At 73.8% G+C, this 24,820-nt stretch carries 21 protein-coding genes; 12 read left to right on the top strand and 9 right to left on the bottom strand.

From position 1 onward, the window contains the following. Window positions 1–57 precede the first annotated feature (57 nt). Window positions 58–237, top strand: a complete 180-nt coding sequence (locus GL259_RS17050; RefSeq protein ID WP_159533708.1) for a hypothetical protein — start codon at window positions 58–60, stop codon at window positions 235–237. Window positions 238–330: 93 nt separating this feature from the next. Here GL259_RS17050 and GL259_RS17045 read toward each other — a convergent pair whose 3' ends face one another. Further along, the gene (locus tag GL259_RS17045; protein ID WP_159533706.1) at window positions 331–3,786 is read right to left on the bottom strand and encodes a S41 family peptidase; all 3,456 of its coding nucleotides are present in this window, start codon (window positions 3,784–3,786) and stop codon (window positions 331–333) included. Between the two features lie 183 nt (window positions 3,787–3,969). Here GL259_RS17045 and GL259_RS17040 point away from each other — a divergent pair, with 183 nt between their 5' ends. The 5 genes from GL259_RS17040 (at window position 3,970) to GL259_RS17020 (ending at window position 8,971) form a co-directional block, all read left to right on the top strand. After that, on the top strand, window positions 3,970–4,569 hold the full coding sequence (locus GL259_RS17040; RefSeq protein ID WP_159533704.1) for a TetR/AcrR family transcriptional regulator: 600 nt from the start codon (window positions 3,970–3,972) through the stop codon (window positions 4,567–4,569). A gap of 123 nt (window positions 4,570–4,692) precedes the next feature. Then, window positions 4,693–6,900, top strand: a complete 2,208-nt coding sequence (locus tag GL259_RS17035) for an MMPL family transporter (RefSeq protein WP_159533702.1) — start codon at window positions 4,693–4,695, stop codon at window positions 6,898–6,900. A gap of 209 nt (window positions 6,901–7,109) precedes the next feature. After that, the gene (locus GL259_RS17030; RefSeq protein WP_159533700.1) at window positions 7,110–7,661 is read left to right on the top strand and encodes a YbaK/EbsC family protein; all 552 of its coding nucleotides are present in this window, start codon (window positions 7,110–7,112) and stop codon (window positions 7,659–7,661) included. Then, the gene (locus tag GL259_RS17025) at window positions 7,658–8,503 is read left to right on the top strand and encodes an EamA family transporter (protein ID WP_159533698.1); all 846 of its coding nucleotides are present in this window, start codon (window positions 7,658–7,660) and stop codon (window positions 8,501–8,503) included. Before GL259_RS17030 ends, GL259_RS17025 begins: the two co-directional genes overlap by 4 nt. Before the next feature lie 192 nt (window positions 8,504–8,695). Beyond that, complete coding sequence (locus GL259_RS17020) at window positions 8,696–8,971, top strand: DUF1876 domain-containing protein (protein ID WP_159533696.1); 276 nt, start codon at window positions 8,696–8,698, stop codon at window positions 8,969–8,971. Window positions 8,972–8,975: 4 nt separating this feature from the next. Here the strand turns inward: GL259_RS17020 and GL259_RS17015 are convergent, their stop codons facing one another. The 4 genes from GL259_RS17015 to GL259_RS17000 form a co-directional block, all read right to left on the bottom strand. After that, the gene (locus GL259_RS17015) at window positions 8,976–10,145 is read right to left on the bottom strand and encodes a serine hydrolase domain-containing protein (RefSeq protein WP_159538705.1); all 1,170 of its coding nucleotides are present in this window, start codon (window positions 10,143–10,145) and stop codon (window positions 8,976–8,978) included. A gap of 115 nt (window positions 10,146–10,260) precedes the next feature. Then, window positions 10,261–11,025: an ABC transporter ATP-binding protein gene (locus tag GL259_RS17010; protein ID WP_159533694.1), complete on the bottom strand. Its 765-nt coding sequence runs from the start codon at window positions 11,023–11,025 to the stop codon at window positions 10,261–10,263. Then, window positions 11,025–11,801 carry a cobalt ECF transporter T component CbiQ gene (gene cbiQ / locus GL259_RS17005; protein ID WP_159538703.1) on the bottom strand — a complete coding sequence of 259 codons (777 nt, stop codon included), beginning with the start codon at window positions 11,799–11,801 and terminating at the stop codon, window positions 11,025–11,027. The genes GL259_RS17010 and cbiQ overlap by 1 nt, the downstream gene beginning before the upstream one ends. Before the next feature lie 25 nt (window positions 11,802–11,826). Then, window positions 11,827–12,942, bottom strand: coding sequence for an energy-coupling factor ABC transporter permease (locus GL259_RS17000; protein ID WP_159533692.1), 1,116 nt, complete (start codon window positions 12,940–12,942; stop codon window positions 11,827–11,829). Window positions 12,943–13,151: 209 nt separating this feature from the next. Between GL259_RS17000 and GL259_RS16995 the strand changes: the two genes are divergently transcribed. Then, a complete protein-coding gene (locus GL259_RS16995; protein WP_159533690.1) occupies window positions 13,152–13,508 on the top strand; it encodes an SsgA family sporulation/cell division regulator in 357 nt (118 codons plus the stop codon). A gap of 10 nt (window positions 13,509–13,518) precedes the next feature. On the opposite strand, the gene GL259_RS16990 is transcribed toward GL259_RS16995, so the two are convergent. Together GL259_RS16990 and GL259_RS16985 are read right to left on the bottom strand one after the other, a co-directional pair. After that, window positions 13,519–15,189 carry a penicillin-binding transpeptidase domain-containing protein gene (locus GL259_RS16990; RefSeq protein ID WP_159533688.1) on the bottom strand — a complete coding sequence of 557 codons (1,671 nt, stop codon included), beginning with the start codon at window positions 15,187–15,189 and terminating at the stop codon, window positions 13,519–13,521. Between the two features lie 187 nt (window positions 15,190–15,376). Next, on the bottom strand, window positions 15,377–17,020 hold the full coding sequence (locus GL259_RS16985) for a penicillin-binding transpeptidase domain-containing protein (RefSeq protein WP_159533686.1): 1,644 nt from the start codon (window positions 17,018–17,020) through the stop codon (window positions 15,377–15,379). A 749-nt stretch (window positions 17,021–17,769) separates the two neighbouring features. Here GL259_RS16985 and GL259_RS16980 point away from each other — a divergent pair. Further along, window positions 17,770–18,330 carry an isochorismatase family cysteine hydrolase gene (locus GL259_RS16980; RefSeq protein ID WP_159533684.1) on the top strand — a complete coding sequence of 187 codons (561 nt, stop codon included), beginning with the start codon at window positions 17,770–17,772 and terminating at the stop codon, window positions 18,328–18,330. A gap of 323 nt (window positions 18,331–18,653) precedes the next feature. Here the strand turns inward: GL259_RS16980 and GL259_RS16975 are convergent, their stop codons facing one another. Then, complete coding sequence (locus tag GL259_RS16975) at window positions 18,654–20,399, bottom strand: phospholipid carrier-dependent glycosyltransferase (RefSeq protein WP_159533682.1); 1,746 nt, start codon at window positions 20,397–20,399, stop codon at window positions 18,654–18,656. 124 nt (window positions 20,400–20,523) lie between these two features. Between GL259_RS16975 and rsmI the strand changes: the two genes are divergently transcribed. The 4 genes from rsmI (at window position 20,524) to GL259_RS16955 (ending at window position 24,180) form a co-directional block, all read left to right on the top strand. Further along, entirely contained in the window at window positions 20,524–21,372 is an 849-nt protein-coding gene (gene rsmI / locus GL259_RS16970; RefSeq protein WP_159533680.1) for a 16S rRNA (cytidine(1402)-2'-O)-methyltransferase, read from the top strand. 59 nt (window positions 21,373–21,431) lie between these two features. After that, on the top strand, window positions 21,432–22,331 hold the full coding sequence (locus tag GL259_RS16965; protein WP_159533678.1) for a TatD family hydrolase: 900 nt from the start codon (window positions 21,432–21,434) through the stop codon (window positions 22,329–22,331). A 77-nt stretch (window positions 22,332–22,408) separates the two neighbouring features. Further along, a complete protein-coding gene (gene rsmA / locus GL259_RS16960; RefSeq protein WP_159533676.1) occupies window positions 22,409–23,287 on the top strand; it encodes a 16S rRNA (adenine(1518)-N(6)/adenine(1519)-N(6))-dimethyltransferase RsmA in 879 nt (292 codons plus the stop codon). Further along, window positions 23,284–24,180, top strand: a complete 897-nt coding sequence (locus tag GL259_RS16955; RefSeq protein WP_159533674.1) for a 4-(cytidine 5'-diphospho)-2-C-methyl-D-erythritol kinase — start codon at window positions 23,284–23,286, stop codon at window positions 24,178–24,180. Before rsmA ends, GL259_RS16955 begins: the two co-directional genes overlap by 4 nt. 4 nt (window positions 24,181–24,184) lie before the next feature. Here GL259_RS16955 and GL259_RS16950 read toward each other — a convergent pair whose 3' ends face one another. Continuing rightward, entirely contained in the window at window positions 24,185–24,781 is a 597-nt protein-coding gene (locus tag GL259_RS16950; RefSeq protein ID WP_159533672.1) for a Uma2 family endonuclease, read from the bottom strand. Window positions 24,782–24,820 lie beyond the last annotated feature (39 nt).

Below are 24,820 nucleotides of genomic sequence, written 5' to 3'. Positions count from 1 at the left end.
CGGACCGTGTGAATCTGGTCGGGCAAGTTCCCCCACCCCACACGGGAGTGAACCCACATGGGTATGAAGGACCAGTTCCAGGAGAAGTCCGAGCAGATCCAGCAGCAGGCCAAGCAGCGCGCCCAGCAGGGCAAGGAGCAGCTGCAGAACCGCGGCCGCCGTCGGGACGAGGACATGAACGACCCGCAGCGCCGGCGGGAGTCCGAGGAGCGCTTCGACCAGGACTATGACGCCTGACGTCCCGCGCTGACGCGGAAGGGGTGCCCCTGGCGAAGGGCACCCCTTCCTGCGTTCCCCCGGTCCTCGCCCGGCTCCCCCTCCGGTCCTCCCTCACCCGCGCGGCGGCAGCTTCGGGCGGGAACGGTCGGGGACGTCGTCGTAAGTCGGGGGAGTGGCCGGGGGGTTGCTCTCCAGCAGGTCGACGGCCAGCCGGACCGCGTCGTCGAGCTGGGCGTAGCGGCCCTCGGCCCAGTCCAGCGGGGTGCGCAGCGCCTCCAGGTCGGGTTCGACGCCCTTGTTCTCCACCGACCAGCCGTAGGCGTCGAACCAGGCCGCGTTCATCGGCACCGTGATCACCGTGCCGTCGCCCAGCCGGTGCCGGCCGGTCATGCCGACCACGCCGCCCCAGGTGCGCTGACCGACCACCGGGCCGAGCTTCAGCAGTTTGAAGGCGGCCGTGATCATGTCGCCGTCGGAGCTGGTCGCCTCGTCCGCGAGCGCCACCACCGGGCCGCGCGGGGCGTTGGAGGCGTACGACACCGGCTGCGCGTCGCGCGTGAGGTCCCAGCCGAGGATGGTGCGGGTCAGCTTCTCGACGACCAGTTCGCTGATGTGGCCGCCGGCGTTGCCGCGCACGTCCACGATCAGCGCCGGGCGGGACACCTCCATGCGCACGTCGCGGTTGAACTGCGCCCAGCCCGAGCCGCCCATGTCGGGGATGTGCAGATAGCCGCACCGGCCGCCGCTCAACTCCCGCACCACCTCGCGTCGTTTGGCCACCCAGTCCTGGTAGCGCAGCGGCGTCTCGTCGACCAGCGGGACGACGGCGACCCGGCGGGGCGGGCCCTCGCCCTCCGCGGCGTCGGAGGGGCCCGAAGGGCCTTCCGTGGAGGGGTGGGGGTGGGTGACGGGATCGGAGGGGCCCGAAGGGCCTTCCGTGGAGGGGTGGGGGTGGGTGACGGGATCGGAGGGGCCCGAAGGGCCTTCCGTGGAAGGGTGGGGGTGGGTGACGGGAGGGCGGAACGTCAGCTCCACCGTCGTGCCGCCCGCGCCCGCGAGCAGCGGGTAGGGGCCGGTGACCGGGTCCACCGGGCGGCCGTCGACATGGGTGAGGACCGCGCCCTCGCGGATGCCGGTGCCGGCCAGCGGGGAGCGGGCCCGGGAGTCGGAGGAGTCACCGGCCAGGATGCGCTTGACCGTCCAACCCTCCTCGCGGTGCACCAGGTTGGCGCCGAGCAGGCCCTGGCGGCGCTGGTAGTGCGGCGGGCCCTCGTTGCGGCGGGCGGCGGTGACGTAGGCGTGGGAGGTGCCGAGCTCGCCGAGCACCTCGCGCAGCAGGTCCGCGAACTCGTCGGGCGAGGCGACCCGTTCGACCAGCGGGCGGTACTGCTCCAGCACCGCGTCCCAGTCGATGCCGCACATGCCGGGCTCCCAGAAGTAGGCGCGGATCAGCCGGCCGGCCTCCGCGTACGCCTGGCGCCACTCCGCCGCCGGGTCGGCCTCGTGCAGGATGCGGCGGGCGTCGATCCACACCGTGGAGTCGCTGTCGCCGGGTTCGGTGGAGGGGACCGCGCGCAGCTCGCCCTCGTCGACCACGACCAGCCGGGTGCCGTCCCCGCTGACGGAGAAGAAGTCGAGGTGGCCGACCAGTTCGGTCCTCCTGGCCTTGGCGATGCCGAAGTGCTCCAGGGTCGGCCGGCCGCTGGTGTCGTCCGGGTTGACGAAGGTCTCGCCGAGCGCGCCGGAGATCGGCCAGCGCAGCCACACCAGTCCGCAGCCCGCGACCGGCTGCAGCGCCGAGTACTTGGAGGCGGCGACCGGGAAGGGGGTGACCCTGCTCTCCAGTCCCTCCGCCTCGACGGTCACCGCGCCGCTCTCGCCGCCCTCCCCGGTGTCCTCGCGCTCCGCCGGGTCCAGGCCCCCGGCGGCCGGACGGCCCTCGGGGTTCAGGGCGAACGGGGAGGGGGTCGCCGAGGACAGCGGCACCAGGTAGGGGCGGCAGCCCAGCGGGAAGGACAGGTCGCCGGTGTGCACGTCGTACACCGGGTCGAAGCCGCGCCAGGACAGGAAGGCGAGGTAGCGGCCGTCCCGGGTGAAGACCGGGTTCTCGTCCTCGAAGCGGCCGTTGGTGACGTCGATGACGGTCCGGGTTCCCTCCGCCTCGGTGATGCGGGCGAGTTTGATCTGCCGCAGCGACCGCCCGATCCAGGGGTGCGACCACGCCAGCCACGCGCCGTCGGGGGAGAACGCGAGGTCGCGCACCGGCCCGTTGGCGGAACGGATCAGCTCGGTGACCCCGTCCTCGGAGCCCTCGGAGTCCTCTTCGCCGGAGCCGTTCTGCGCGGGGGCCGTGTCGACCAGCAGCAGCCGCCCGTCGTGCGAGGCGACGGCCAGCCGCTCCCCGTCCGGGTCCGCCACCATCTCCAGCACCCGGCCCAGCTTCCCGGAGGCCAGCCGCCGGGGAGCGCGCTGGCCGCTGGCCCGGGGCAGGGAGGCGATCTCGACGGCGTCCTCGCCCTCGGCGTCGGTCACGTACGCCACCTCCCCGCTCGCGCCGAGCATCTCCGGCAGCCGCACCCGCACGCCCGGGGTGTCGATGAGGGTGCGCGCGGGGCCGTCGCGGTGGGTGAGCCAGTACAGGCTGCCGCGCACGACGACGGCGCTCGCCCGGCCGGTCTCGTCGACCGAGATCCCGTCGAGGTGGTGGGCGGCGGGGACCTGGTACCGGCGCCGTCCGGCCCGCGGCCCGCTCAGCCGTACGTCGAGCCGGCGCGGGACGGAGCCGGGGGACAGGTCGTCCACGATCCACAGGTCGCCGGCGCACTGGTAGACGACCCGGGTGCCGTCGCCGGCGGCGTGGCGGGCGTAGAAGGCGTCGTGGTCGGTGTGCCGGCGCAGGTCGGAGCCGTCGTACGCGCACGAGTAGAGGTTGCCGACGCCCTCGTGGTCGGAGAGGAAGGCGATCCGGCCGCCGACGAACATCGGCGCGTGCAGATGGCCGTCGATCCCCTCGAGCAGCCGCCGCCCGTGCAGCCACAGCCTGCCCGTCGCCCCGCCCCGGTAGCGCTTCCAGGAGGCCGGCTCGTGCGGCGGGGTGCCGGTGAGCAGCAGTGACCTGCGCTCCCCGTCGAGGTCGGCGACCTGGATGTCGGACACCGGGCCCCAGGGCAGCTTGCGGCCCGGGCTGCCGTCGCGGGCGAGCTTGTAGGCCCAGGTGAAGTACGAGAAGGGCTCGCCGTGCGAGGTGACGGCGAGGATCTCGGCGTTGCCGTCCTCGTCGGGGGGCGCCCAGCCGCAGACCCGGGTGTCGGAGCTGCCCCAGTGGGTCAGCCGGGTGGCCGGGCCGCCGTCCACCGGGACGAGGTGGACCTCGGGGTCGAGGCTGCGCCAGCTCGTGTACGCGATGTGGCGGCCGTCGGGCGAGAAGCGGGGGTGGCCGAGCTTGGTGCGGTCGACGGTGAGCCGCCAGGCCCGGCCGGGACCGTCGAGCGGGGCGAGCCAGAGGTCGTCCTCGGCCACGAAGCACAGCAGGTCACCGCTCAGGTGCGGCAGGCGCAGATAACTCACCCTTCCCATGCTTTTCCGGGGGATGAGGCACGGCAACTCGGGCAAACGGGTGAGGACGGGACGTGACCCAGAGCACGTACGAAACGGTTTCGTTTCCCTGAGGGAGCGAGGTATATTCGTCGTGTACGAAACGGTGTCGTTCGGCACGATGGGCCGGGCGGACGGAGGAGGAAGGTGAGCGGGATGGGCGAAGTCGCGACGGCGCGTCGCAGCCGGATCACCCCCGAGCGCGAGGCCGAGCTGTACCGGGCCGTGCTCGGCCTGCTCCGCGAGGTCGGCTACGACGCCCTCACCATGGACGCCGTCGCCGCCCGCACCCGGTCCAGCAAGGCCACCCTCTACCGTCAGTGGGGCGGCAAGGCCGAGCTGGTGGTGAGGGCGATGCGGAGCCAGAAGCCGGGCGGCATCGCCGACATCGACACCGGTTCCCTGCGCGGCGACCTGCACGCCATCATCGGGCGTGAGGACGACTGCGTCATGGAGCAGAATGCCGCCCTGATGCGGGCGCTGGCCATGGCCGTGCACATGAACGACGACCTGCGCCAGGCGTTCAAGGAACTCCTGGTCGAACCGGAGGTCGAGGAGTTCCGGCGGATCGTCCGGCGGGCGGTCGACCGGGGCGAGGTCCGCCCCGACAACCCCGCGCTGGACTACATGGTGCACATGCTCGTCGGCGCGTTCGCCACGCGGACGCTGATCGACGACCTGCCGCCCACGCGGGAATTCCTCTCCTCGTACATCGACGCCGTGGTCCTCCCCGCCCTCGGCGCTCCCCTCGACTGACCGTCCCCCGGCCGGCGCCGTCCGGCCACCCCTCGGTCAGCACCACCTGACGCCACCGCTCACGTCGTCGGGCTGATCCACCCTGCCCCGAAGTACCCACGACCTGATCGGGAGTACGCCCTCGTGGCCACTTTCCTCTACCGACTCGGCCGGTTCGCCTTCAGGCGACGGCACCTCGTAGCCCTGTTCTGGGTGGCGCTGCTGGCGCTCGCGGGCGCCGGCGCCGCCGGCGCCCCGGCGGCCGGCACCACCTCCTTCTCCATCCCCGGAACCGAGGCCCAGAAGGCCTTCGACCTGCTGGAAGAACGTTTCCCCGGCTCCAGTGCCGACGGAGCGACCGCACGCGTCGTCTTCAAGGCACCCGCCGGCGAGAAGATGACCGACGCCGGGAACAAGGCGACCGTCCGCAAGACCGTCCAGGAGCTGTCCGACGGCTCCGAGGTCGCCCGCGTCACCGACCCCTACCAGGGCGGGGGCGTCAGCCGGGACGGCACCGTCGCCTACGCCTCGGTGACGTACAAGGTCTCCGGCATGGAGCTGGAGGACTCCTCCCGCGACGCCCTGGAGGGCGCCGCCGAGGACGCCCGCGACGCCGGGCTGACCGTGGAGATCGGCGGTGACGCGCTGCAGGCCGTACCGCACACCGGCACCGCCGAGATCATCGGCATCGGCATCGCCGCGGTGGTCCTGGTCATCACCTTCGGCTCGCTGCTCGCCGCCGGACTGCCGCTGCTCACCGCGATCATCGGCGTCGGCATCGGCGTCGCGACCATCACCGCGCTGGCCTCCGCCCTCGAGCTCGGCTCCACCACCTCCATCCTGGCCTCGATGATCGGCCTCGCGGTCGGCATCGACTACGCGCTGTTCGTCGTCTCCCGCTACCGCGCCGAGCTGGCCGAGGGCCGCGAACGGGAGGACGCGGCCGGCCGCGCCGCCGGCACGGCGGGCTCCGCGGTGGTCTTCGCCGGCCTGACGGTCGTGATCGCCCTGGTCGGCCTCTCGGTCGTCAACATCCCGATGCTGACCAAGATGGGCATCGCCGCCGCCGGCACGGTCGCCATCGCGGTCCTCATCGCCCTCACCCTGGTCCCGGCGCTGCTCGGCTACGCGGGCCGCAGGGTCCGCCCGGCCGGCGAGAAGGGCAGGCTGCTCGGCGGCGGCCGCGCCGCGAAGAAGCCGCAGCGTCCGAACATGGGCACCCGCTGGGCCAGCTTCGTCGTGCGCCGCCCCCTGGCGGTCCTCCTGCTCGGCGTCGTCGGCCTGGGCGCCGCGGCCGTCCCGGCCGCCTCCCTGGAGCTGGGCCTGCCCGACGACGGCGCGCAGCCGACGTCCACCACCCAGCGCCGCGCCTACGACCTGCTCTCCGAGGGCTTCGGCGCCGGCTTCAACGGCCCGCTGGTGGTCGTGGTCGACGCCCGGGGCAGTGACGACCCGCAGGCCGTCTTCCGGCAGACCGGTGACGGCATCAAGGCCCTCGACAACGTGGTGTCCGTGGCCCCGGCGGCCCCCAACAAGGCCGGCGACACGGCGACGATCACCGTCGTCCCGGACTCCAAGCCCTCGTCGGTGACGACCGAGGACCTGGTGCACGACATCCGTGACGCGGGCGCGGACATCCGGGCCGACACCGGCGCCGACGTCCTGGTGACGGGCTCCACGGCGATGAACATCGACGTGTCCCAGAAGCTCAACGACGCGCTGGTCCCGTACCTGATCCTGGTCGTCGGACTGGCCTTCCTCCTGCTGATCGTGGTCTTCCGCTCGATCCTGGTCCCGCTGAAGGCGGCCCTCGGCTTCCTGCTGTCGGTGCTGGCGGCCCTCGGCGCGGTGGTCGCGGTCTTCCAGTGGGGCTGGCTGTCCGGCCTGATGAACGTGGAGCAGACCGGCCCGGTCATGTCGATGATGCCGATCTTCATGGTCGGCGTGGTCTTCGGACTGGCCATGGACTACGAGGTCTTCCTCGTGACCCGGATGCGGGAGGCCTACGTCCACGGCGAGAAGCCGAGCCAGGCCGTGGTGACCGGCTTCCGGCACGGCGCCCGGGTGGTCACGGCCGCCGCGGTGATCATGATCGCGGTCTTCTCCGGCTTCATCGGCTCCAGCGAGTCGATGGTCAAGATGATCGGCTTCGGCCTCGCGGTCGCCGTCCTCTTCGACGCGTTCGTCGTCCGCATGGCGATCGTCCCGGCGGTCCTGGCCCTGCTCGGCGCGAAGGCCTGGTGGCTGCCGAAGTGGCTGGACCGCGCCCTGCCCAACGTGGACGTCGAGGGCGAGGGCCTGCGCGCGCTGGACGAGAAGAGGGACGAGGACCGGGAACCCGCACGGGTCTGACGGTCCGACCGGTCACCGGACCAGCCGGTGAGGGCTCCGTGGGGACGGGGTGCCCTCACCGGCTTTCCCTTTGCGGGGCCGTGCCGTCTCCGCGGTCCGGGAACGCCGCCCGTGGTCCGGGGAGATGTCTCCCGCGGTCCGGGGGGTGCCGTCCGGGGCCCGCGGAATGCGCTCGCCCGCCCTCCGCACCGGCCGCTACCGTGCCCTGCATGACGACAGCCGCCACCGACACCGAGGGCTCCGGAGCCCATCCCCGTTTCGCCGAGGCCCTGCGGGAGATGGGGCTCGCGGAGGTGACCGGGCAGGTCCGCCGTTTCCCCGGAGCCGTCCGCACCGCCGCCGAGGCCGCCGCCGCGATCGGGTGCGGGCTGAGCCAGATCTGCAAGTCACTGATCTTCACGGCATGGGGGTCCCCCCTGCTCGAACGGGACCGGGGACTCGGGGAGGGCGTACCCGTGCTGGTCCTCATGGACGGCGCCTCGCGGGTGGACGTCGAGCGGGTGCGCCAGGAGCTCGGCGCCGAGAAGGTGGCCCGGGCGAAGGCCGACGTGGTGCGGGAGACCACCGGATACGCCATCGGCGGCGTGCCCCCCTTCGGCCACCGGACGACGACCCGCGTCCTCGCCGACCGCTCCCTCCTCCGCCACGAGGTGGTGTGGGCGGCGGCCGGCACCCCGCACACCGTCTTCCCGATGGATCCCGAGACGCTGATCGCCCACGCCGGCGGCACCCTGGTGGACGTGCGCGAGCGCACCCCGTGACACCGCTGGTGACCGCGGCCGTCCTGCTCGCCGCGGTCACCCACGCCGGCTGGAACGCCCTCGCGCACAGGATCACCGACAAGCTGGCCGGGTTCACGCTGATCTCGGGCGGCGGGCTGCTGATCGGGCTGGCGGCGGCGCCGTTCGTGCCGTTCCCGGCGGCCGGGGCGTGGCCGTACCTGTTCTGCTCGGCCGCCGTCCACATCGCGTACTACGCGCTGCTGATGACGTCCTTCGAGCTGGGCGACTTCGGCCAGGCGTACCCCCTCGCCCGGGGCAGCGCGCCGCTGGTCGTCACGGTCCTCGCCGCCGTGTTCGCCCACGAGGTGCCGGACGGCCGGGCCGCCGCCGGGATCGCCCTGTCCTGCGCGGGTCTGACCGGCGTCGCCCTGTGGGGGCTGCGCGGGCGCCGGCCCGACCGGGCGGCGATCGGCGCGGCGCTGGCGACCGGCCTGACCGTCGCGGCGTACACGGTCGTCGACGGACTCGGCGTGCGCGCCTCCGGATCCCCCCTCGGCTACACCGCCTGGCTGATGATCGTCCAGGGCACGGTGATCCCGGCGTACGCGCTCCGGCGCCGGCGGCGGCGGACGGGCGCCCTGCTCCGGCCGCACGCCGGCCCCGGGCTGCTCGGCGCCGCGATGTCCGTCGCCGCGTACGCGCTCGTGCTGTGGGCCCAGACCCGCGCCGAACTCGCCCCCGTCGCGGCCCTGCGGGAGTCCTCGGTCATCGTCGGAGCGGCGATCGGGGCCCTGTTCTTCAAGGAGCGCTTCGGCGCCGCACGCATCGCCGCGGCCGGACTGCTGGTCGTGGGCATCGGGCTGATGCTGCACGCGGGGTAGCCGACGGCGCCCCGGGCGGCCGCCGGCCGTCCGGGACGACGGGACCCTTCCGCCGGCCGTCCCGCCGGCCGGACCCGTCGGTGAGGGGCGCGTCCCGGCCTCCCCGCGCGGCGGGATCCGCCGGTGCCCGGCCGGGTGCGTCCGGGCGGGCGGAGGAGCACTCTGGAATGAGAGCTTCCGGAGGTGATCGTCATGATGCACACCGCAGTGGGATGGCACGTGGAGCTGGAGTTCCAGGAGGACGACCAGCACACGCGCGCGGTCGCGATGGTCCGGCTGCCCGACGGCACCGCGGTGCGGGCGAACGGACACGCGAGCCGGCACCACACCGACGCGAATCAGCCCCGGGTCGGTGAGGAGGTCGCCGGCGCCCGGGCGCTGAACGAACTCGCCATGCGGCTGCTGACCAAGGCGCACGACGAGATCGACGAGGCGTCGGGCCGCATCTCGCACCCGATCCACGTGTGAGGAGTCAGGACCCCGGCCGGCCCAGTGCCTGCCGCACCGCCCGGATCAGCGCCTGCGCCCGGGGGTCCGCCGTCACGGTCCTGCGAAAGCCGTTGGTGACGTAGCCGAGGGCGATGCCCGTCTCCGGGTCGGCGAAGCCGAGGGAGCCGCCGCGGCCGGGGTGCCCGAAGGAGCCCGGGCCGAGGAAGGGCGAGGCGCTGCCGTGCAGCATGTAGCCGAGACCGAAGCGGGTGCCGACGACCAGGACGCGGTCCGGGCCCGCCGACTCCTCGGCGCGGGCCAGGCCGACGGTGTCCGGGGTGAACAGGCGCACGCCGTCGACCGGGCCGATCAGTGACGCGTAGAAGCGGGCCAGCCCGTCCGCCGTCGCGATCCCGTTGGCGGCGGGCAGGGCCGCCGCGCGGAACGCCGGGTCGTTCTGGTCGGGGAAGGGGGTGATCGCGGCGAAGGCCCGGCGGGTGAGGGAGGCCGGGTCGGCGTAGGCGTCGGTGACCGAGCGCTTCGGGCGGGCGCGGAGCACGCCGGACGGCTCGGGTCCGTCGATCCGGCCGACCCGGCCCACCCGGCCGGCCCGCTCCTCCGGCAGCCCCACCCACAGGTCCAGTCCCAGCGGGCCGGCGATCTCCGACGCGATCCACTCGCCGGAGCCCCGGCCGGTCACGCGCCGCACCAGCTCGTCGAGCAGCCAGCCGTAGGTGAGGGCGTGGTAGCCGTGGTCGGTGCCCGGCTCCCACACGGGCGGCTGGGCGGCGAGCGCCTCGGCGCTGCGCAGCGGGTCGGCCGCCTCCCGCGGGGTGAGCGGGTGGTCGAGGACCGGGAGCCCGGCGCGGTGGTTCAGCACGTGCCGGACCAGCACCCGCTCCTTGCCGTGCGTCTTGAACTCCGGCCAGTGGTGGCCGACCGGCGCGTCCAGGTCCAGTTCGCCGCGCTGGTGCAGCAGCAGGAGCACGGCGGCGGCGACGCCCTTGGTCGCCGAGCGCACGACCTGGGCCGTGTCCCGCCGCCACGGCTCGGTGCCGTCGACGTCCTTCGCCCCGGCCCACAGGTCCACGACCCTGCGCCCGTCCCGGTACACGGCGACCGCCGCGCCCCGGTCGCCGAGCGTCCCGAAGTTCCGTGCGAACGCCGCCCGGACCGGCTCGAAGCCCTCGGCCACCGTGCCGTGCACGTCCACGCTCACGTCCACGCCCGCATCCACGTCCGCCGGTTCCTTTCGATCGCCTGTGACGGTGGGTGCAACGGTCGCCGTCCGCCCGCGATTCCTGGGGTGCGGCGGCCCGGCCCGATCGTTACGGCGATGTTGCCGCCGGTACCGAGCGCGGGTCGAAGCCGTAGGGCAGCTCCAGGCGGTGCGCGCGCATCAGGCCGTCGTCGGAGAGCAGGCCGGCGGTCGGGCCGTCCGCGGCGATCACCCCGTCGCTCAGGATCAGCGAGCGCGGGCACAGTTCGAGGGCGTAGGGCAGGTCGTGCGTGACCATCAGGACGGTGACGTCCAGGGAACGCAGGATGTCGGCCAGTTCGCGGCGGGAGGCCGGGTCCAGGTTGGAGGACGGCTCGTCCAGGACCAGGATCTCCGGCTCCATCGCGAGCACGGTCGCCACGGCCACCCGGCGCCGCTGGCCGAAGGAGAGGTGGTGCGGGGGCCGGTCCTTGAACCCGGCCATGCCGACCTGCTCGAGGGCGCGGTCCACGCGCTCCTCCAGCTCGGGCCCCCTGAGCCCGGCCGCCGCCGGGCCGAACGCCACGTCCTCCCGCACGGTCGGCATGAAGAGCTGGTCGTCCGGGTCCTGGAAGACGATGCCGACCCGGCGCCGGATCTCGGCCATGTGCCGCCTGCCCACCTCCAGCCCGGCCACCTTCACCGTGCCCGTGCCGCCGGACAGGATGCCGTTGAGGTGGAGCACGAGGGTGGTCTTGCCGGCGCCGTTCGGGCCGAGCAGCGCGACCCGCTCGCCGCGGGCGATGCGGAAGTCGACGCCGAACAGGGCCTGGTGGCCGTCGGGGTAGGCGAAGGCGAGGCCGGAGACCTCCAGAGAAGCTGTCACAGCACCCATCACAGCATCCATCCCAGCAGGCAGACGACGAGGGCGGCGCAGGGGAGGGCCAGCGCGGACGACCACTGGGCCCGGGAGGCGGTCACCTCGTCGATGACCGGCATGGAACCGGCGTATCCGCGGCTCACCATGGCCAGGTGCACCCGCTCGCCGCGTTCGTAGGAGCGGATGAACAGCGCGCCCGCCGACTTGGCGAGGACGCCCCAGTGCCTCACCCCGCTCGCCTCGAAGCCGCGGGACTCGCGGGCGATCCGCATGCGCCGCATCTCGTCGGTGATGACGTCGCCGTAGCGGACCATGAAGGAGGCGATCTGCACCAGCAGCGGCGGGAGCCTCAGCCGCTGCAGGCCCAGCAGCAGCTCCCGCAGCTCGGTCGTGGCGGCCAGCAGGACCGAGGCGGCGACGCCCAGGGTGCCCTTGGCCAGCACGTTCCAGGCGCCCCACAGGCCGTTCACGCTCAGCGACAGCCCGAGGACGTCGACCCGTTCGCCCTCCGCCACGAACGGCAGGAGCACCGCGAAGGCGACGAACGGCACCTCGATCAGCAGCCGCTTGAGCAGGAAACCGGCCGGGACGCGGGCGGCGTACGCGACCAGGCCGAGCAGCACGGCGTACACGGCGAACGCCCACATCGCCTCGCGCGGGGTGGACACGACCACCACCACGAAGGCGAAGACGGCGGCGAGCTTGGTGTGCGGCGGCAGAGCGTGCACGGGGGAGTGCCCGTGCCGGTAGAGCCGGTGTGCTCCCCCGGGCTCTCGGCTTCGCTCGAGCAGGGCGGTGCCCCCATCCGCGCCCACGTCAGACGCTCGTGTCCTGGGCGGCCCGGGTGTCCGTGGGCGACGCGGCCTCGGCCTCCTCGCCGGCGCGCCGCCTGCGCACCGCCCAGAACACGCCCGTGCCCGCGACGACCGTGACGCCGACGCCGATCACGCCCGCGAGTCCGCCGGACAGACGGGCGTCGCCGACGTCCTCGACGCCGTAGTCGGCGAGCGGGGAGCCGGCCGCCGCGTGCTCCTCGGCCTTCTCGTCGATGCCGTGGTCGGTGGCGACCTTCTCCAGGCCGTCGGGGTCGGCGGAGGCGTAGAAGCTGACGAATCCGGCGAGGACGAGGGAGGTGACCAGGCCGGCGGCCCAGACCTTGCGCGAGGAGCGGGCCGCGGCCGGGGCGGCGGCCGGCCCGGTGTCGGGGGCGTCGACCAGTTCGCCGTTCACGCGCAGCTTGAGCTTCTGCCGGACGCCGCGCGCCCCGCGCACCAGGTCCGGGCGCACGGCGAGGACGGCGCCGACGGTCAGGGCCGTGATCGCGGCCTCGCCGACGCCGATGAGGACGTGCACGCCCACCATGGCGCCGGCGACCTTGCCGATCGAGACGTCGGTGGTGCCGCCGATCGCGTAGAGCAGGGTGAAGACGATCGCGGAGGCCGGGACGGAGACCAGGGCGGCGACGAAGGACGCGGCGGTCACCGAGCGGCGGGTGCGCGGCAGCACGGCCACCAGGCCGCGGAAGAGCGCGTAGGCGACGACCGTCGTGGTGATCGCCATGGTGGTGATGTTCACGCCGAGCGCGGTCAGGCCGCCGTCGGCGAAGAGGACGGCCTGCAGCAGCAGGACGACGGAGACGCACAGGACCCCGGTGTAGGGGCCCACGAGGATCGCGGCGAGCGCGCCGCCCATCAGGTGGCCGCTGGTTCCCGCCGCGACGGGGAAGTTCAGCATCTGCACGGCGAAGATGAACGCCGCCACGAGACCGGCCAGCGGGGCCGTGCGCTCCGCGCCGGCCTGGACTGCGCTCGGACCGGAGGTGTCCTCGAGCTCGCGGCGCGCGCCGCGCAGGCTCACGGCGAGGGCGGCGGCGGCGACCACTCCGGCCGCGGCGGACACGGGGGCGTCGATGAATCCGTCGGGTGCGTGCACGGTTCGATGATGTGGCCTGCTGCAAACCTGTCGCAAGAGCGAGCAGCTTGTTTTATCTCACCCGGACCACCCCCTGCCCCGTGCCGCGCGCACCCTCGGCGCCAGAAGCGGAGGCATTGATTCCGGAATGCGTGCACCATGGAGCTGGGGGTGGGTACACGGATCGCACGGCCGGGTCAGGTCGATCACACAGCGTAAGGGGCCCACCGATGTCCGTAATCGAGCAGTACGCGCGAGCACACATCGTCACGGATCTCCTGGACGAGGACCGCGGGGCCGTACCCGTGGTGCTGAGGTACGACCCCGAGCACGACCCGCGGTGCGTGCGCGTGAGGCTGCCGGGCGCCGGGGCGCGCGAGTGGACCGTCGAGCGGGAGCTGCTGGAGCGGGGCCTGCGCACCCCCGCGGGGAGCGGCGCGGTGCGCGTGTGGCCGTGCGGCCGGGTGCAGACCGTGCTCGAGTTCCACTCCGCGCAGGGCGTGTCCGTGGTGCAGTTCGACACCAAGGCGCTGGTCCGGTTCCTGCGCCGGACGTACGCCGTCGCCGCCCAGCCGGTCGCGCACTGACCCCCTCGGCTCAGCCGCCGCTCTTCAGCAGGGCCGCCACGATCGGCCCGGCCGTCGAGCCGCCGTGGCCGGCCGCCTGGACCACACCCGCGGCCGCCAGGTCCCCGCGGTAGGCGGTGAACCAGCCGTTGGGCTTCTTCTGCCCGTCGACCTCGGCCGACCCGGTCTTGGCGCCGGTCTCACCGCTCACCCCGGCCATCGCCTCCGCCGCCGTGCCGTAGGCCGCGGTGTACGACATCAGCTCCCGCAGCTGCGCCAGCGTGCCGGCCGACAGGGTGCGCGAGGCCGTCGCCAGCTTGCGTCCGTCCACCTCGGGCGCGACCAGGTAGGGCTGGTGGAAGACGCCCGCCTTGACCGTCGCCGACACCGACGCCATGTTCAGCGGGTTCATCCGCACCCCGCCCTGGCCGATGAGCGAGGCCGCCATCGGGGCCGCCGACTGCACCGGCACCGAGCCGTCGAAGGTGGGCACGCCGACCTGCCAGTTGTTCATCGACAGCCCGAAGACCTGCTGGGCCTGCTCGGTCAGGTCGTCGTCCTCCAGCTCGGGCGCCTGGCTGATGAAGGCCGTGTTGCAGGAGCGGGCGAAGCTCGCCTTGAAGGTGCCGTCCTTGATCTGGAACTTGTCGTCGTTCTGGAACTTCCAGCCGCCGTAGCTGAAGTACTTCGGGCACGGGTGCTTCTCGTCCATGGAGGCCAGGCCCTTCTCGATCAGCATCGAGGAGGTGATCACCTTCATGGTGGAGCCCGGGGCGAGCGAGCCCTGGAACGCGGTGTTGAAACCGTGCGAGGAGTTCGCCACCGCCAGGATCTCGCCGGTCGACGCGCGCAGCACCACCACCGACGCCTTGGCCTTCTTCGCCACCTGCTCCTCGGCGGCGGCCTGCAGGGACGGGTCCAGCGTGGTCTTCACCGTGCCGGGCGTGCCCTCGCTCAGCTCCAGCAGGGTCTTGTCGGACAGCTCGGCCTTCTTCGACTCCTTGCCGCGCACCACCCGCAGTTCGACGCCGGCCTCGCCGCCCGCCTTCTCGCCGTACTTCTCGCGCAGACCGTCCAGCACCGTGCCCAGGGACGGGTACTTCCGGGTGGTCAGCTCGCCGCCGTCCCGGTCCAGTGCCCTGACCGGCGGGGTGCCCGCCTCCCCGGTGACCAGCCTGTCGCCGTCCCCGAGGTCGGGGTGCAGGACGGCGGGCCGCCAGTCCACCCGCGGCGCGCCGTCCCCGGCGCGGCGCACGACGGTCAGCGCGCTGTCGTACGCCAGCGGCGCGGCGAGGTCCCCGTGCGACACCGTGCCCTTCACGGAGAAGGCGACCTTGGCGCCGGTGCGGGTGCCGGCGGTGAGGGTGACGTCCTTGACGCGGGCGTCCTCGGCGTAACCGGTGAGCAGGGCGGCGGCGGCCTTCGGGTCGTCGGTGACGGCGGCCGCCTCGCTCACCTTCCCGGACTGCCAGGCGGTGAGGAAGCGCTCGGCCGTGTCGGTGACCTCGGCGGCGGACAGCGGGCCGGTCCTGACCTCCTCGGCCTGCTGCGCGGAGGCCGTGCGCGTCCCGTCCCCGGCGGCACCGCCGCCGAGCAGCGCGTAGGCGCCGAACCCGACACCGCCGACGACCACGGCGATCGCTCCGCCGAGCACGGCGGGTCTCGTCTTCCGTCGCTCGGCGACATGCCCTCTGTTGCCCACTGTGTTCCGTTCCTCCGCTGTTCGCCGGGCTCCCGCGGCCCTGGTGGCGCTCGTGGTGCTCGATGGTGCTGGTGGTGCTCGCGGCCGTGCACGGCGCCCGTGGCGTCGGGGTGGCCGCCGCGCCGGTGGCGCCCGTGTGTGCCGACGACGGCCACCACCCTAAAGTCCCGTCCTGTGCGCGGCGCGCTCAGGAGCCCGCTCGTAGCACGGCTGCGACAATCGGACCGGCCGCGTCGCCGCCGTGGCCGCCCTGCTGCGCCATGGCCGCCGCCGCGACGTCGTCGCGGAAGCCGGTGAACCAGCTGTCGGAGGCGGCGTTGCCGTCCACCTCCGCGGACCCGGTCTTCGCGCCGACGTCGCCGCCGAGGCCGGACATGGCCTCACGGGCGGTGCCCCGGGCGGCGGTGAGCCGCATCATCTGCTTGAGCTGGGCCGCGGTGTCCGCCCGCAGCCCCCCGGCCTGCGCGAGCCGCCGGCCGTCGAGGTCGGGGGAGACCAGGTACGGCTGGCGGAAGGTGCCGGTGATGGCGGTGGCCGTCACGGAGGCCATGTTCAGCGGGTTCATCTGCACCTGGCCCTGGCCGATGGCGTTCGCCGCGCGGTCCGGGCCGCTGACGGCGGGGACGCTGCCGTCGAAGGAGACGATGCCGGTCTTCCAGTCGTCCCGGCCGAGCCCGAACCGCTCCTGGGCCTCCTGGGTGAGCGAGGCGTCGGTGAGCGGCTCCTCGTCGACGAGCTTGATGAAGGCCGTGTTGCAGGAGAGCAGGAAGCTGTCGGCGAGGGTGGCGTTCTCGTTCGGCCGCAGGCCGGTGAGGTTCTCGAAGGTCTGGCTCTGCCAGGTGGCGGTGGGCGGGCAGGGCGCCGGGCCGTTCATGGAGGTCACGCCGTTGTCGATGAGCATCGCGGCGGTGATGATCTTCATGGTGGAGCCGGGGGCGACCCGGCCCTGGAAGGCCGCGTTGAACCCGTCCCGGCGGTGGTTGGCCACCGCCAGCACCTCACCGGTGCTCGGCTTCACCGCCACCACCGACGACTCGGCGAACCGCTTCACCGCCTTCTCGGCCGCGGCCTGCACGCCGGCGCTGAGGGTGGTGCGCAGCCGGCCCGGCTTCCCCTCGGCGAGGGTGAGCAGCGGGGTGTCGGCGGCGGCCTCGCCCGAGGCCCCCTCGGCGTGCCGGATCACCAGCTCGACACCGGGGGTGCCGCCCGCCTCGTCGCCGTACTTCTCGCGCAGGGTGTCCAGGATCGGCCCGAGGGAGGGGTGCTCCTCCTCCGTCAGCACGGTGCCGTCGCGGTCCACGGCCTCGACGGGCGGCTGCGCGGACTCCCCGGTGACCAGGGTGTCGCCGTCCCGGAGGCCGGGGTGGACGACGGACGGCTCCCAGCCGACCAGCGCCCGCCCGGTGGTCTTCCCGCGCACGACGGTCAGCTCGCTCCGGTAGGCCAGCGGCTCGGACCTCCCGTCGTGGGTGACGGTCGCCTTCACGGTGAACGCGACGGTGGTGCCGACGGCCTTCCCGGGCGTGATCCGCACGTCACCGATGTGCGCCTCGTCGCCGTACGCCGTCAGCAGCGCCCCGGCGTCCTGCGCGTCGTCGGTGTACGACGCCGCCTCGGCCGCCCGCCCCTTCTCCCAGGCCGCGAAGAACTTCCCGGCCGTCTCCGTGACCTCGTCCCGGTCCGGCGGCCCGGACTTCGGCACCGACTCGCCGGCGCCACCGCCCCCGTCGCCGCTCACCGCCGACACGAGGTTGTAGGCGCCGTACCCGGCCCCGCCCACCATCACCGCGAACACCCCGCCGATGACGGCGGCCTTGACCCCCCTGCCCATCGGGCCCTCCCCCCCCGGCGCCGGGCCCCACGTCTTTCTGAACGTGTTCAGAAAGCCCGACGGTGAGCACTCTAGGGGCAGGGAGTGACGAACGGGGCGTCCGTTCCCGTTTGTTGGCCGAACAGAGATCCCCGCGAGGAGCGGACGAGGACGGACCGGAGCACCGGCGGGCACGGCACCCGCCGCCCGTCCCGGACCGCCGGACCACGGCCCGCCGCTCGGCACCGTTCAGCGGCCACAGCCCGCCCCGGCGCACGGCCTCCGGCTTCCTCGTGGTTGTCCGGATCCCGCGGTCCGGGCGGCGGATGCCGGCGTTGCCCACGGCCGGGTGCTCCTCGGGCCGGTTTCGAGGGGCGCACCGCTACGGTGTGCGGCATGGGTGGGGGATCCGCAGGCCGTACGCGGCCGTGCAGGTGGTGTCATGCGCCGGTGCAGCAGCCACGCAGCCGGTGGCGCAGGCGGCGGTACTGCGGCAGGCGGCACCGCCGCTGGTATCGCTTCTGGGAGGCTGTCGCGCGGATCTTCGACAACCTGTAGCGGTCAGGGGCCGGAGCGCGCGGCGGCGCGCCCGGCGGATGCACCGGACGTACACCGGCGCAGGGCGGCGTCGTTCACATGCGTCGCACGAACTGTCGGCTGAGCGTCCGTGCCCGTCCTGTCCTGCCCGACAGCCGCACCACCAACCCGCCCGAGGGTGCGGAGAACCCAGCCCGTTTCGACGCCGAACCGACTTCGTCACTGGAGACGACATGAGCAGCGCCCTTCTCGTGATGGACGTTCAACAGGCAATCGTGGACATCGCCGACGACGGCTCCGGATACCTGCCACGCCTGCGCAGGGCGATCGACGGAGCCCGGGCGGCTGGCATTCCCGTGATCTACGTAGTCATCGCGTTACGTCCCGGCTTCCCGGAAGTCGGCACCCGCAACAGGGCTCTCACTGCCGTCGCACGGGCCGGCCTCCATGTCGAGGGCGCCCCGGGTACCGAGATCCACCCCGAGGTCGCGCCCCGGCCGGGCGACGTGGTGGTCACCAAGAGACGGGCGAGCGCGTTCTCGGGCAGCGATCTCGACGTGGTGCTGAGGGCACGCGGTGTCGAGAGCCTCGTGCTCACCGGTATCGCCACCAGCGCTGTGGTGCTGTCCACCCTGTGCCACGCGAACGACTTGGACTTCGGTCTGACCGTCCTCTCCGACGCCTGTCTGGACACCGACCCAGAGGTGCACCGGGTCCTCGTCGAGCGACTGTTCCCGCAGTGGGCGGATGTCGTCACCGTCGACGACTGGCTCGAGACGATGGCGTCCCGATAGCGGCAGCCCCTGACGTCCACGACACCGGACGGGGATGCACACCAACGACTCCGGGGGGACCGTCGTACCAGTCGACGGCAGCAGCCGCAGCGTGCTCGGACCGAACTCCTGAAGCGGTGTTCTCGGGGGCTTTCCCCAGGTGCGCCCCAGCGGCTTCAAGTGACGGGGAAGCCGCAGGCGGGAGGGGCTGAGGGGAACCCGCTGCGGGCCCGGCGACGGGCCGTCCCCGGGCCGTCCGAGGGCGGCCCACGACAACCGCTGGCGACCGACGACGACCACGGGGGCGCGGCGGGCTGCCGCGCCCCCGTGGTGTGTCCGCCCCGCTAGACCCAGGTGTCCAGCCACATCCGCGCCCGCCAGTCGTCGATCGGGATCGACGTGCCGGTGTAGAGGGGCCAGAAGTAGATGAAGTTCCAGGCGATCAGCAGGGTCAGGACGCCGGCCGCCGTCGCGCCCGCGACCCGGCGGGTGTCGGTGGAGCGGGGCGGGCCGACGAGCGCGCCCAGGAGCATCGCCACCGCCAGGCACAGGAAGGGCAGGAAGACGACGGCGTAGAAGAAGAAGATCGTGCGCTCCTGGTACAGGAACCACGGGGCGTAGCCGGCCGCGATGCCGCAGGCGACGGCGCCCGCGCGCCAGTCGCGGCGGAAGAACCAGCGCCACAGGACGTAGAGGAGGGCCAGGCAGGCCACCCACCACAGCAGGGGGGTGCCGAGGGCCAGGACCTCGCGGGCGCACTTCTCGCCCGCGTCGGCGGGGCAGCCGTCCGTGCCGGGGGCCGGCGACTCGTAGAAGTAGGAGACCGGGCGGCCGGTGACGATCCAGCTCCACGGGTTGGACTGGTAGGTGTGCGGCGAGGACAGGCCGACGTGGAACTCGTAGACCTGGTTCTCGTAGTGCCACAGGCTGCGCCACCAGTCGGGGAAGAGCCAGGACCAGCTGCTGTCCTTGCCGTCCTCGGTCGCCCAGTCGCGGTAGTAGCCGCCGGTGCCGTCCGCCGGGGAGAGGATCCAGCCGATCCACGAGGCGAAGTAGGTGAACACCGCCACCGGCACGGTGCACAGGAACGCCCAGCCCAGGTCGCGCCTGAGCACCGCCAGCCGGGGCCGGTGCGCGCCGGCCACCCGGCGGGCGCCGACGTCCCAGAGCACCGACATCACGCAGAACGCGGCCGTGACGTACAGGCCGTTCCACTTGGTGCCGATCGCCAGGCCCAGCATCAGGCCCGCCGCCAGCCGCCAGGGGCGGAAGCCGATGCGGGTGTGCTCCGCGACGTGCGCGTCCGGCCGGGCCCGGCCGTCGGAGTCCACGGGCAGCGCGGCGGCCAGTCTCTCCCGCGCCCGGTCCCGGTCGACCACCAGGCAGCCGAAGGCCGCGAGCACGAAGAACATCAGCACGCCGTCCAGCAGCGAGGTCCGGCTCATCACGAAGTGCAGCCCGTCCACCGCCATCAGCGCGCCCGCGAGGCAGCCGAGGAACGTGGAGCGGAACAGGCGCCGGCCGATGCGGCACAGCAGCAGGACCGACAGCGTGCCCAGCAGCGCCGTCATGAACCGCCAGCCGAACGGGGTGAACCCGAACATCAGCTCGCCCAGCCCGATGACGTACTTGCCGACCGGCGGGTGCACGACGTACGCCGCGTCCGTCGGGATGGGGACGCTTCCGCCCGAGGAGAGGATCAGGTCGTTGGCGTTCTTGTCCCAGTTGACCTCGAAGCCGCGGTGGACCAGCGCCCACGCGTCCTTGGCGTAGTACGTCTCGTCGAATATCACCGCCTTCGGGCTGCCCAGGTTCCAGAACCGCAGCACCCCCGCCAGCAGCGTGACCAGCAGCGGTCCGCCCCACGCCGACCAGCGGGTGATCCGCCCGGCGAGCAGCGGGGGCACCCCGAGCGTGGACCAGAGCCGCCCGGACGGTTCCGTGTAGGGCGGCACCAGACGGTCGCGGACGTCGCCTCCGGGCACCTTCGCCGAGTAGCCGAAACGGCGCAGCCGCTGCTGCCACGACGGCCGCTGCTCGTGCGGCGCCTGGTCCTGCCGGAGGTCCGTGGAGGACGCGGTACTGGTCACCGCGCCATCGTAGGGAACGGCGCTGTGGGAGTCCCGTGCATGGGCGGTATGCCCCGCCTGCGTCCCCCCGGGCCGTGTCCGCTCCGGCTGCGTCCCCTCCGCCCGGTCCTGGGAGGATGGGGGCGTGACCGGAACCCTCGTACTCGCAGGCACCCCCATCGGCGACGTCTCCGACGCCCCGCCCCGGCTCGCCGAGGAGCTGGCCGGCGCCGACGTCGTCGCCGCCGAGGACACCCGGCGGCTGCGCCGGCTGGCCCAGGCGCTCGGCGTCACGCCCCGGGGGCGGATCGTGTCGTACTTCGAGGGCAACGAGTCCGCCCGCACGCCCGAACTGGTCGAGGAGCTGACGGGCGGCGCGCGCGTGCTGCTGGTGACGGACGCCGGGATGCCCTCGGTCTCCGACCCCGGGTACCGGCTGGTCGCGGCGGCCGTCGAGCGGGACGTCAGGGTCACCGCGGTGCCCGGACCGTCCGCCGTGCTCACCGCGCTCGCCCTGTCCGGGCTGCCCGTGGACCGGTTCTGCTTCGAGGGGTTCCTGCCCCGCAAGGCCGGGGAGCGGCTGGGGCGGCTGCGGGAGGTGGCCGGGGAACGGCGCACCCTCGTCTACTTCGAGGCCCCGCACCGGCTCGACGACACGCTCGCCGCGATGGCCGAGGTGTTCGGCGCCGAGCGCCGGGCCGCCGTCTGCCGGGAGCTGACCAAGACGTACGAGGAGGTCAGGCGGGGCCCGCTGGCCGAGCTCGCCGCGTGGGCGGCCGAGGGGGTGCGCGGGGAGATCACCGTGGTGGTCGAGGGGGCGCCGGAGAAGGGGCCCGAGGAGGTGGACGCCGCCGAGCTGGTGCGCCGGGTGCGGGTGCGCGAGGAGGCCGGGGAGCGGCGCAAGGAGGCGATCGCCGCGGTGGCCGTGGCGGCGGGGGTGCCGAAGCGTGAGGTGTTCGACGCGGTGGTGGCGGCGAAGCGCTCCGCGGAGTAGGCGGCCGCCCCCACCCGTGCCCGGACGGTGCGGCACGCCCCTTCCGTAGGATCGGGGGCATGTCTGCGAACGCCTCCGACACGTCCGACCGGACCGGCAAGAACACCGCCCCGCCGCTCCCGGCGCCCCTGGGGGTGCCGGTCGCGGACTCGCACACCCACCTCGACATGCAGTCCGGCACGGTGGAGGACGCCCTCGCCAAGGCCGCGTCGGTGGGCGTGACGACGGTCGTGCAGGTCGGCTGCGACCTCGCGGGCTCGCGCTGGGCCGCGCAGACGGCCGCGGCGTACGAGAGCGTCCACGCGACCGTCGCGCTGCATCCGAACGAGGCCCCGCGCATCGTCCACGGGGACCCCGACGGCTGGTCCCGGCAGGGCGCCCGCGCGGCCGGCGGGGACGCGGCGCTGGACGAGGCCCTCGCCGAGATCGACCGGCTGGCCGCGCTGCCCCAGGTCAAGGGCGTCGGCGAGACCGGGCTGGACTACTTCCGCACCGGGCCGGAGGGCAAGGAGGCGCAGGAGCGGTCCTTCCGCGCCCACATCGAGATCGCCAAGCGGCACGGCAAGGCCCTGGTGATCCACGACCGCGACGCCCACGCCGACGTCCTGCGCGTGCTGAAGGAGGAGGGCGCCCCCGAGCGGACCGTCTTCCACTGCTACTCCGGGGACGCGGAGATGGCGGAGATCTGCGCCGCCGCCGGGTACTTCATGTCGTTCGCCGGCAACGTCACCTTCAAGAACGCGCAGAACCTGCGCGACGCGCTCGCCGTCGCCCCGCTGGGGCTGGTCCTGGTGGAGACCGACGCGCCCTTCCTGACCCCGGCGCCCTACCGCGGCCGGCCGAACGCCCCGTACCTGGTGCCGGTCACGGTGCGCGCCATGGCCGCCGTGCGGGGCGTCGACGAGGACACGCTGGCGACGGCCCTCGGGGCGAACACGGCCCGCGCCTTCGGCTACTGACCCCGGTCGCGTCCCCCGGAGGCGGGGCGGGCCGCGCGGGTGACCTGGGCCGCCGTCCCGCCCCGTACCCTTGTCCCGTGACCAGCCCCACCCCCGACGCCCTCCTGGGCCCCGCCGACGTCCGTGAACTGGCGGCCGCCCTCGGCGTACGCCCCACCAAGCAGCGCGGCCAGAACTTCGTCATCGACGCGAACACGGTCCGCCGGATCGTCCGCACCGCCGAGGTCCGCCCCGACGACGTGGTCGTCGAGGTCGGCCCGGGACTCGGCTCGCTCACGCTGGCGCTGCTGGAGGTCGCCGACCGGGTCACCGCCGTCGAGATCGACGACGTCCTGGCCGCCGCGCTGCCCGCCACCGTCGCCGCCCGCATGCCCGGGCGCGCCGACCGGTTCGCGCTGGTCCACTCCGACGCCATGCACGTCGCCGAGCTGCCCGGCCCCGCCCCGACCGCGCTGGTCGCGAACCTCCCCTACAACGTGGCCGTCCCGGTGCTGCTGCACATGCTCGGCACCTTCCCGAGCATCGAGCGCACCCTCGTCATGGTCCAGTCGGAGGTCGCCGACCGGCTCGCCGCCGCGCCCGGCTCCAAGGTGTACGGCGTGCCCTCGGTCAAGGCCAACTGGTACGCCGAGGTCAAGCGGGCCGGCGCCATCGGGCGGAACGTCTTCTGGCCGGCGCCCAACGTCGACAGCGGGCTGGTCTCGCTGGTCCGCCGCGCGGAGCCGCCGAAGACCAGCGCCTCCCGGCGCGAGGTGTTCGCGGTCGTCGACGCGGCCTTCGCCCAGCGCCGCAAGACCCTGCGGGCCGCGCTCGCCGGCTGGGCGGGCTCGGCGGCGGCCGCGGAGGCCGCCCTGGTCGCCGCCGGGGTGTCGCCGCAGGCCCGGGGGGAGTCCCTGACCGTCGAGGAGTTCGCGCGCATCGCCGAACACGCCCCGCACAAGGAGCCCGCCGCGTGAGCGTCACCGTCCGCGTCCCCGCCAAGGTCAACGTCCAGCTCGCGGTCGGCGCCGCCCGCCCCGACGGCTTCCACGACCTGGCCAACGTCTTCCTCGCGGTCGGCCTCCACGACGAGGTCACCGCGACCCCCTCGCCGGACGGGCTGCGGATCACCTGCGAGGGTCCCGACGCCGGCCAGGTGCCCCTGGACCGCACCAACCTCGCCGCCCGCGCCGCCCTCGCGCTCGCCGGGCGGTACGGCCGCGACGCCGGCGTGCACCTCCACATCGCCAAGGACATCCCCGTCGCCGGCGGCATGGCGGGTGGCAGCGCGGACGGCGCGGGCGCGCTGCTGGCCTGCGACGCGTTGTGGGGGACGGGCGCCTCGCGGGAGGAACTGCTCGACATCTGCGCCGAGCTGGGCAGCGACGTGCCGTTCAGCCTGGTGGGAGGGGCGGCGCTCGGCACCGGGCGGGGCGAGAGGCTGACGGAGCTGGAGGTCGGGGGCACCTTCCACTGGGTGTTCGCGATGGCCTCGCGGGGGCTGTCGACACCGGCGGTGTTCCGAGAGTTCGACCGGCTGGCCGAGGGCCGGGACATCCCCGAGCCGGTGGCCTCGCAGCCGCTGCTCGACGCCCTGGCGAAGGGGGACGCGGAAGCGCTCGCCGCCACCGTCTCCAACGACCTCCAGCCGGCGGCCCTCTCCCTGTTCCCGGAGCTGGCCGACACCCTCGCGGCGGGCCGCACGGCCGGTGCGCTGGCCACCCTGGTCTCGGGTTCGGGGCCGACGACGGCGTTCCTCGCCTCCGACGCGGAGTCGGCGGACACGATCGCCGCCGCACTGCGCGCCTCCGGCACCTGCCGCACGGTGCGCGTGGCAGCGGGACCGGTGCCGGGGGCGACGCTCGTCTGAGGGCTCAGGACCGTGCTTCGACCGGGCCCGGGTCGATGGCGACGGTGGAGGGCTCGTCGACCTCGATCCGGTCGCGGTGCATGCCCATGTGCACGCGGGACTGCGTCACCGGGCCGAGCTCGTGGACGTGGACGAGCGGCTCGCGGTCGGTCCCGTCCCGCTCGACCCGCCGGAAGTGGGGGATGCCCGCGGTGCCGCACTCGTACGGCTCGGTCGTGCGGTCACGGGACTCCGAGTCAGGGGACACGACCTCGACGGCCGGCACCACGTCCTGAGCCCGGCAGCTCGTCCGGTCCGGGCCACGGACCGCATCGGCGAAGACCACACTCACCTCGGGCTCCGGTTCGTTGCGCCGGTCCAGGACGATGGTCATCTCCCGCTTCACCCTGAACTTCTTCGGCACGCTGTGCCGCAAGCCGCTGACCGGCAGGCCGGTCACGTCTGCGGGGAAATTGCGCTGCGGACTCACGAGAACCAGGCTCCCGCCGATCAGCTCGGTGTGCGGCGGGAGACCGGGCAGCGCGAACAGGTCGTCCACGGTGCAGCCGCCCACGGGCGGCACCGGCCAGGGGCGGCGGTGCTCTGCGGACTCGGCGGTCATGGTCCCTCCCGCGGACGGGATCCCGCCGCCCGCCCTCCA

The sequence above is a fragment of the Streptomyces sp. Tu 3180 genome, from assembly GCF_009852415.1.
Taxonomy (GTDB): Bacteria; Actinomycetota; Actinomycetes; order Streptomycetales; family Streptomycetaceae; genus Streptomyces.
Note: the sequence above shows the minus strand (reverse complement) of the source record. Positions and strands in the feature narration are given on the sequence as shown.

What these genes read in the sequence shown, in the direction of transcription:
- GL259_RS17050 (WP_159533708.1), top strand. Translation starts at nt 58, where the DNA reads ATGGGTATGAAGGACCAGTTCCAGGAGAAGTCCGAGCAGATCCAGCAG.
- GL259_RS17040 (WP_159533704.1), top strand. Translation starts at nt 3,970, where the DNA reads ATGGGCGAAGTCGCGACGGCGCGTCGCAGCCGGATCACCCCCGAGCGC.
- GL259_RS17030 (WP_159533700.1), top strand. Translation starts at nt 7,110, where the DNA reads ATGACGACAGCCGCCACCGACACCGAGGGCTCCGGAGCCCATCCCCGT.
- GL259_RS17020 (WP_159533696.1), top strand. Translation starts at nt 8,696, where the DNA reads ATGATGCACACCGCAGTGGGATGGCACGTGGAGCTGGAGTTCCAGGAG.
- GL259_RS17010 (WP_159533694.1), bottom strand. Translation starts at nt 11,025, where the DNA reads ATGGGTGCTGTGACAGCTTCTCTGGAGGTCTCCGGCCTCGCCTTCGCC.
- GL259_RS16995 (WP_159533690.1), top strand. Translation starts at nt 13,152, where the DNA reads ATGTCCGTAATCGAGCAGTACGCGCGAGCACACATCGTCACGGATCTC.
- GL259_RS16985 (WP_159533686.1), bottom strand. Translation starts at nt 17,020, where the DNA reads ATGGGCAGGGGGGTCAAGGCCGCCGTCATCGGCGGGGTGTTCGCGGTG.
- GL259_RS16980 (WP_159533684.1), top strand. Translation starts at nt 17,770, where the DNA reads ATGAGCAGCGCCCTTCTCGTGATGGACGTTCAACAGGCAATCGTGGAC.
- GL259_RS16965 (WP_159533678.1), top strand. Translation starts at nt 21,432, where the DNA reads ATGTCTGCGAACGCCTCCGACACGTCCGACCGGACCGGCAAGAACACC.
- GL259_RS16950 (WP_159533672.1), bottom strand. Translation starts at nt 24,781, where the DNA reads ATGACCGCCGAGTCCGCAGAGCACCGCCGCCCCTGGCCGGTGCCGCCC.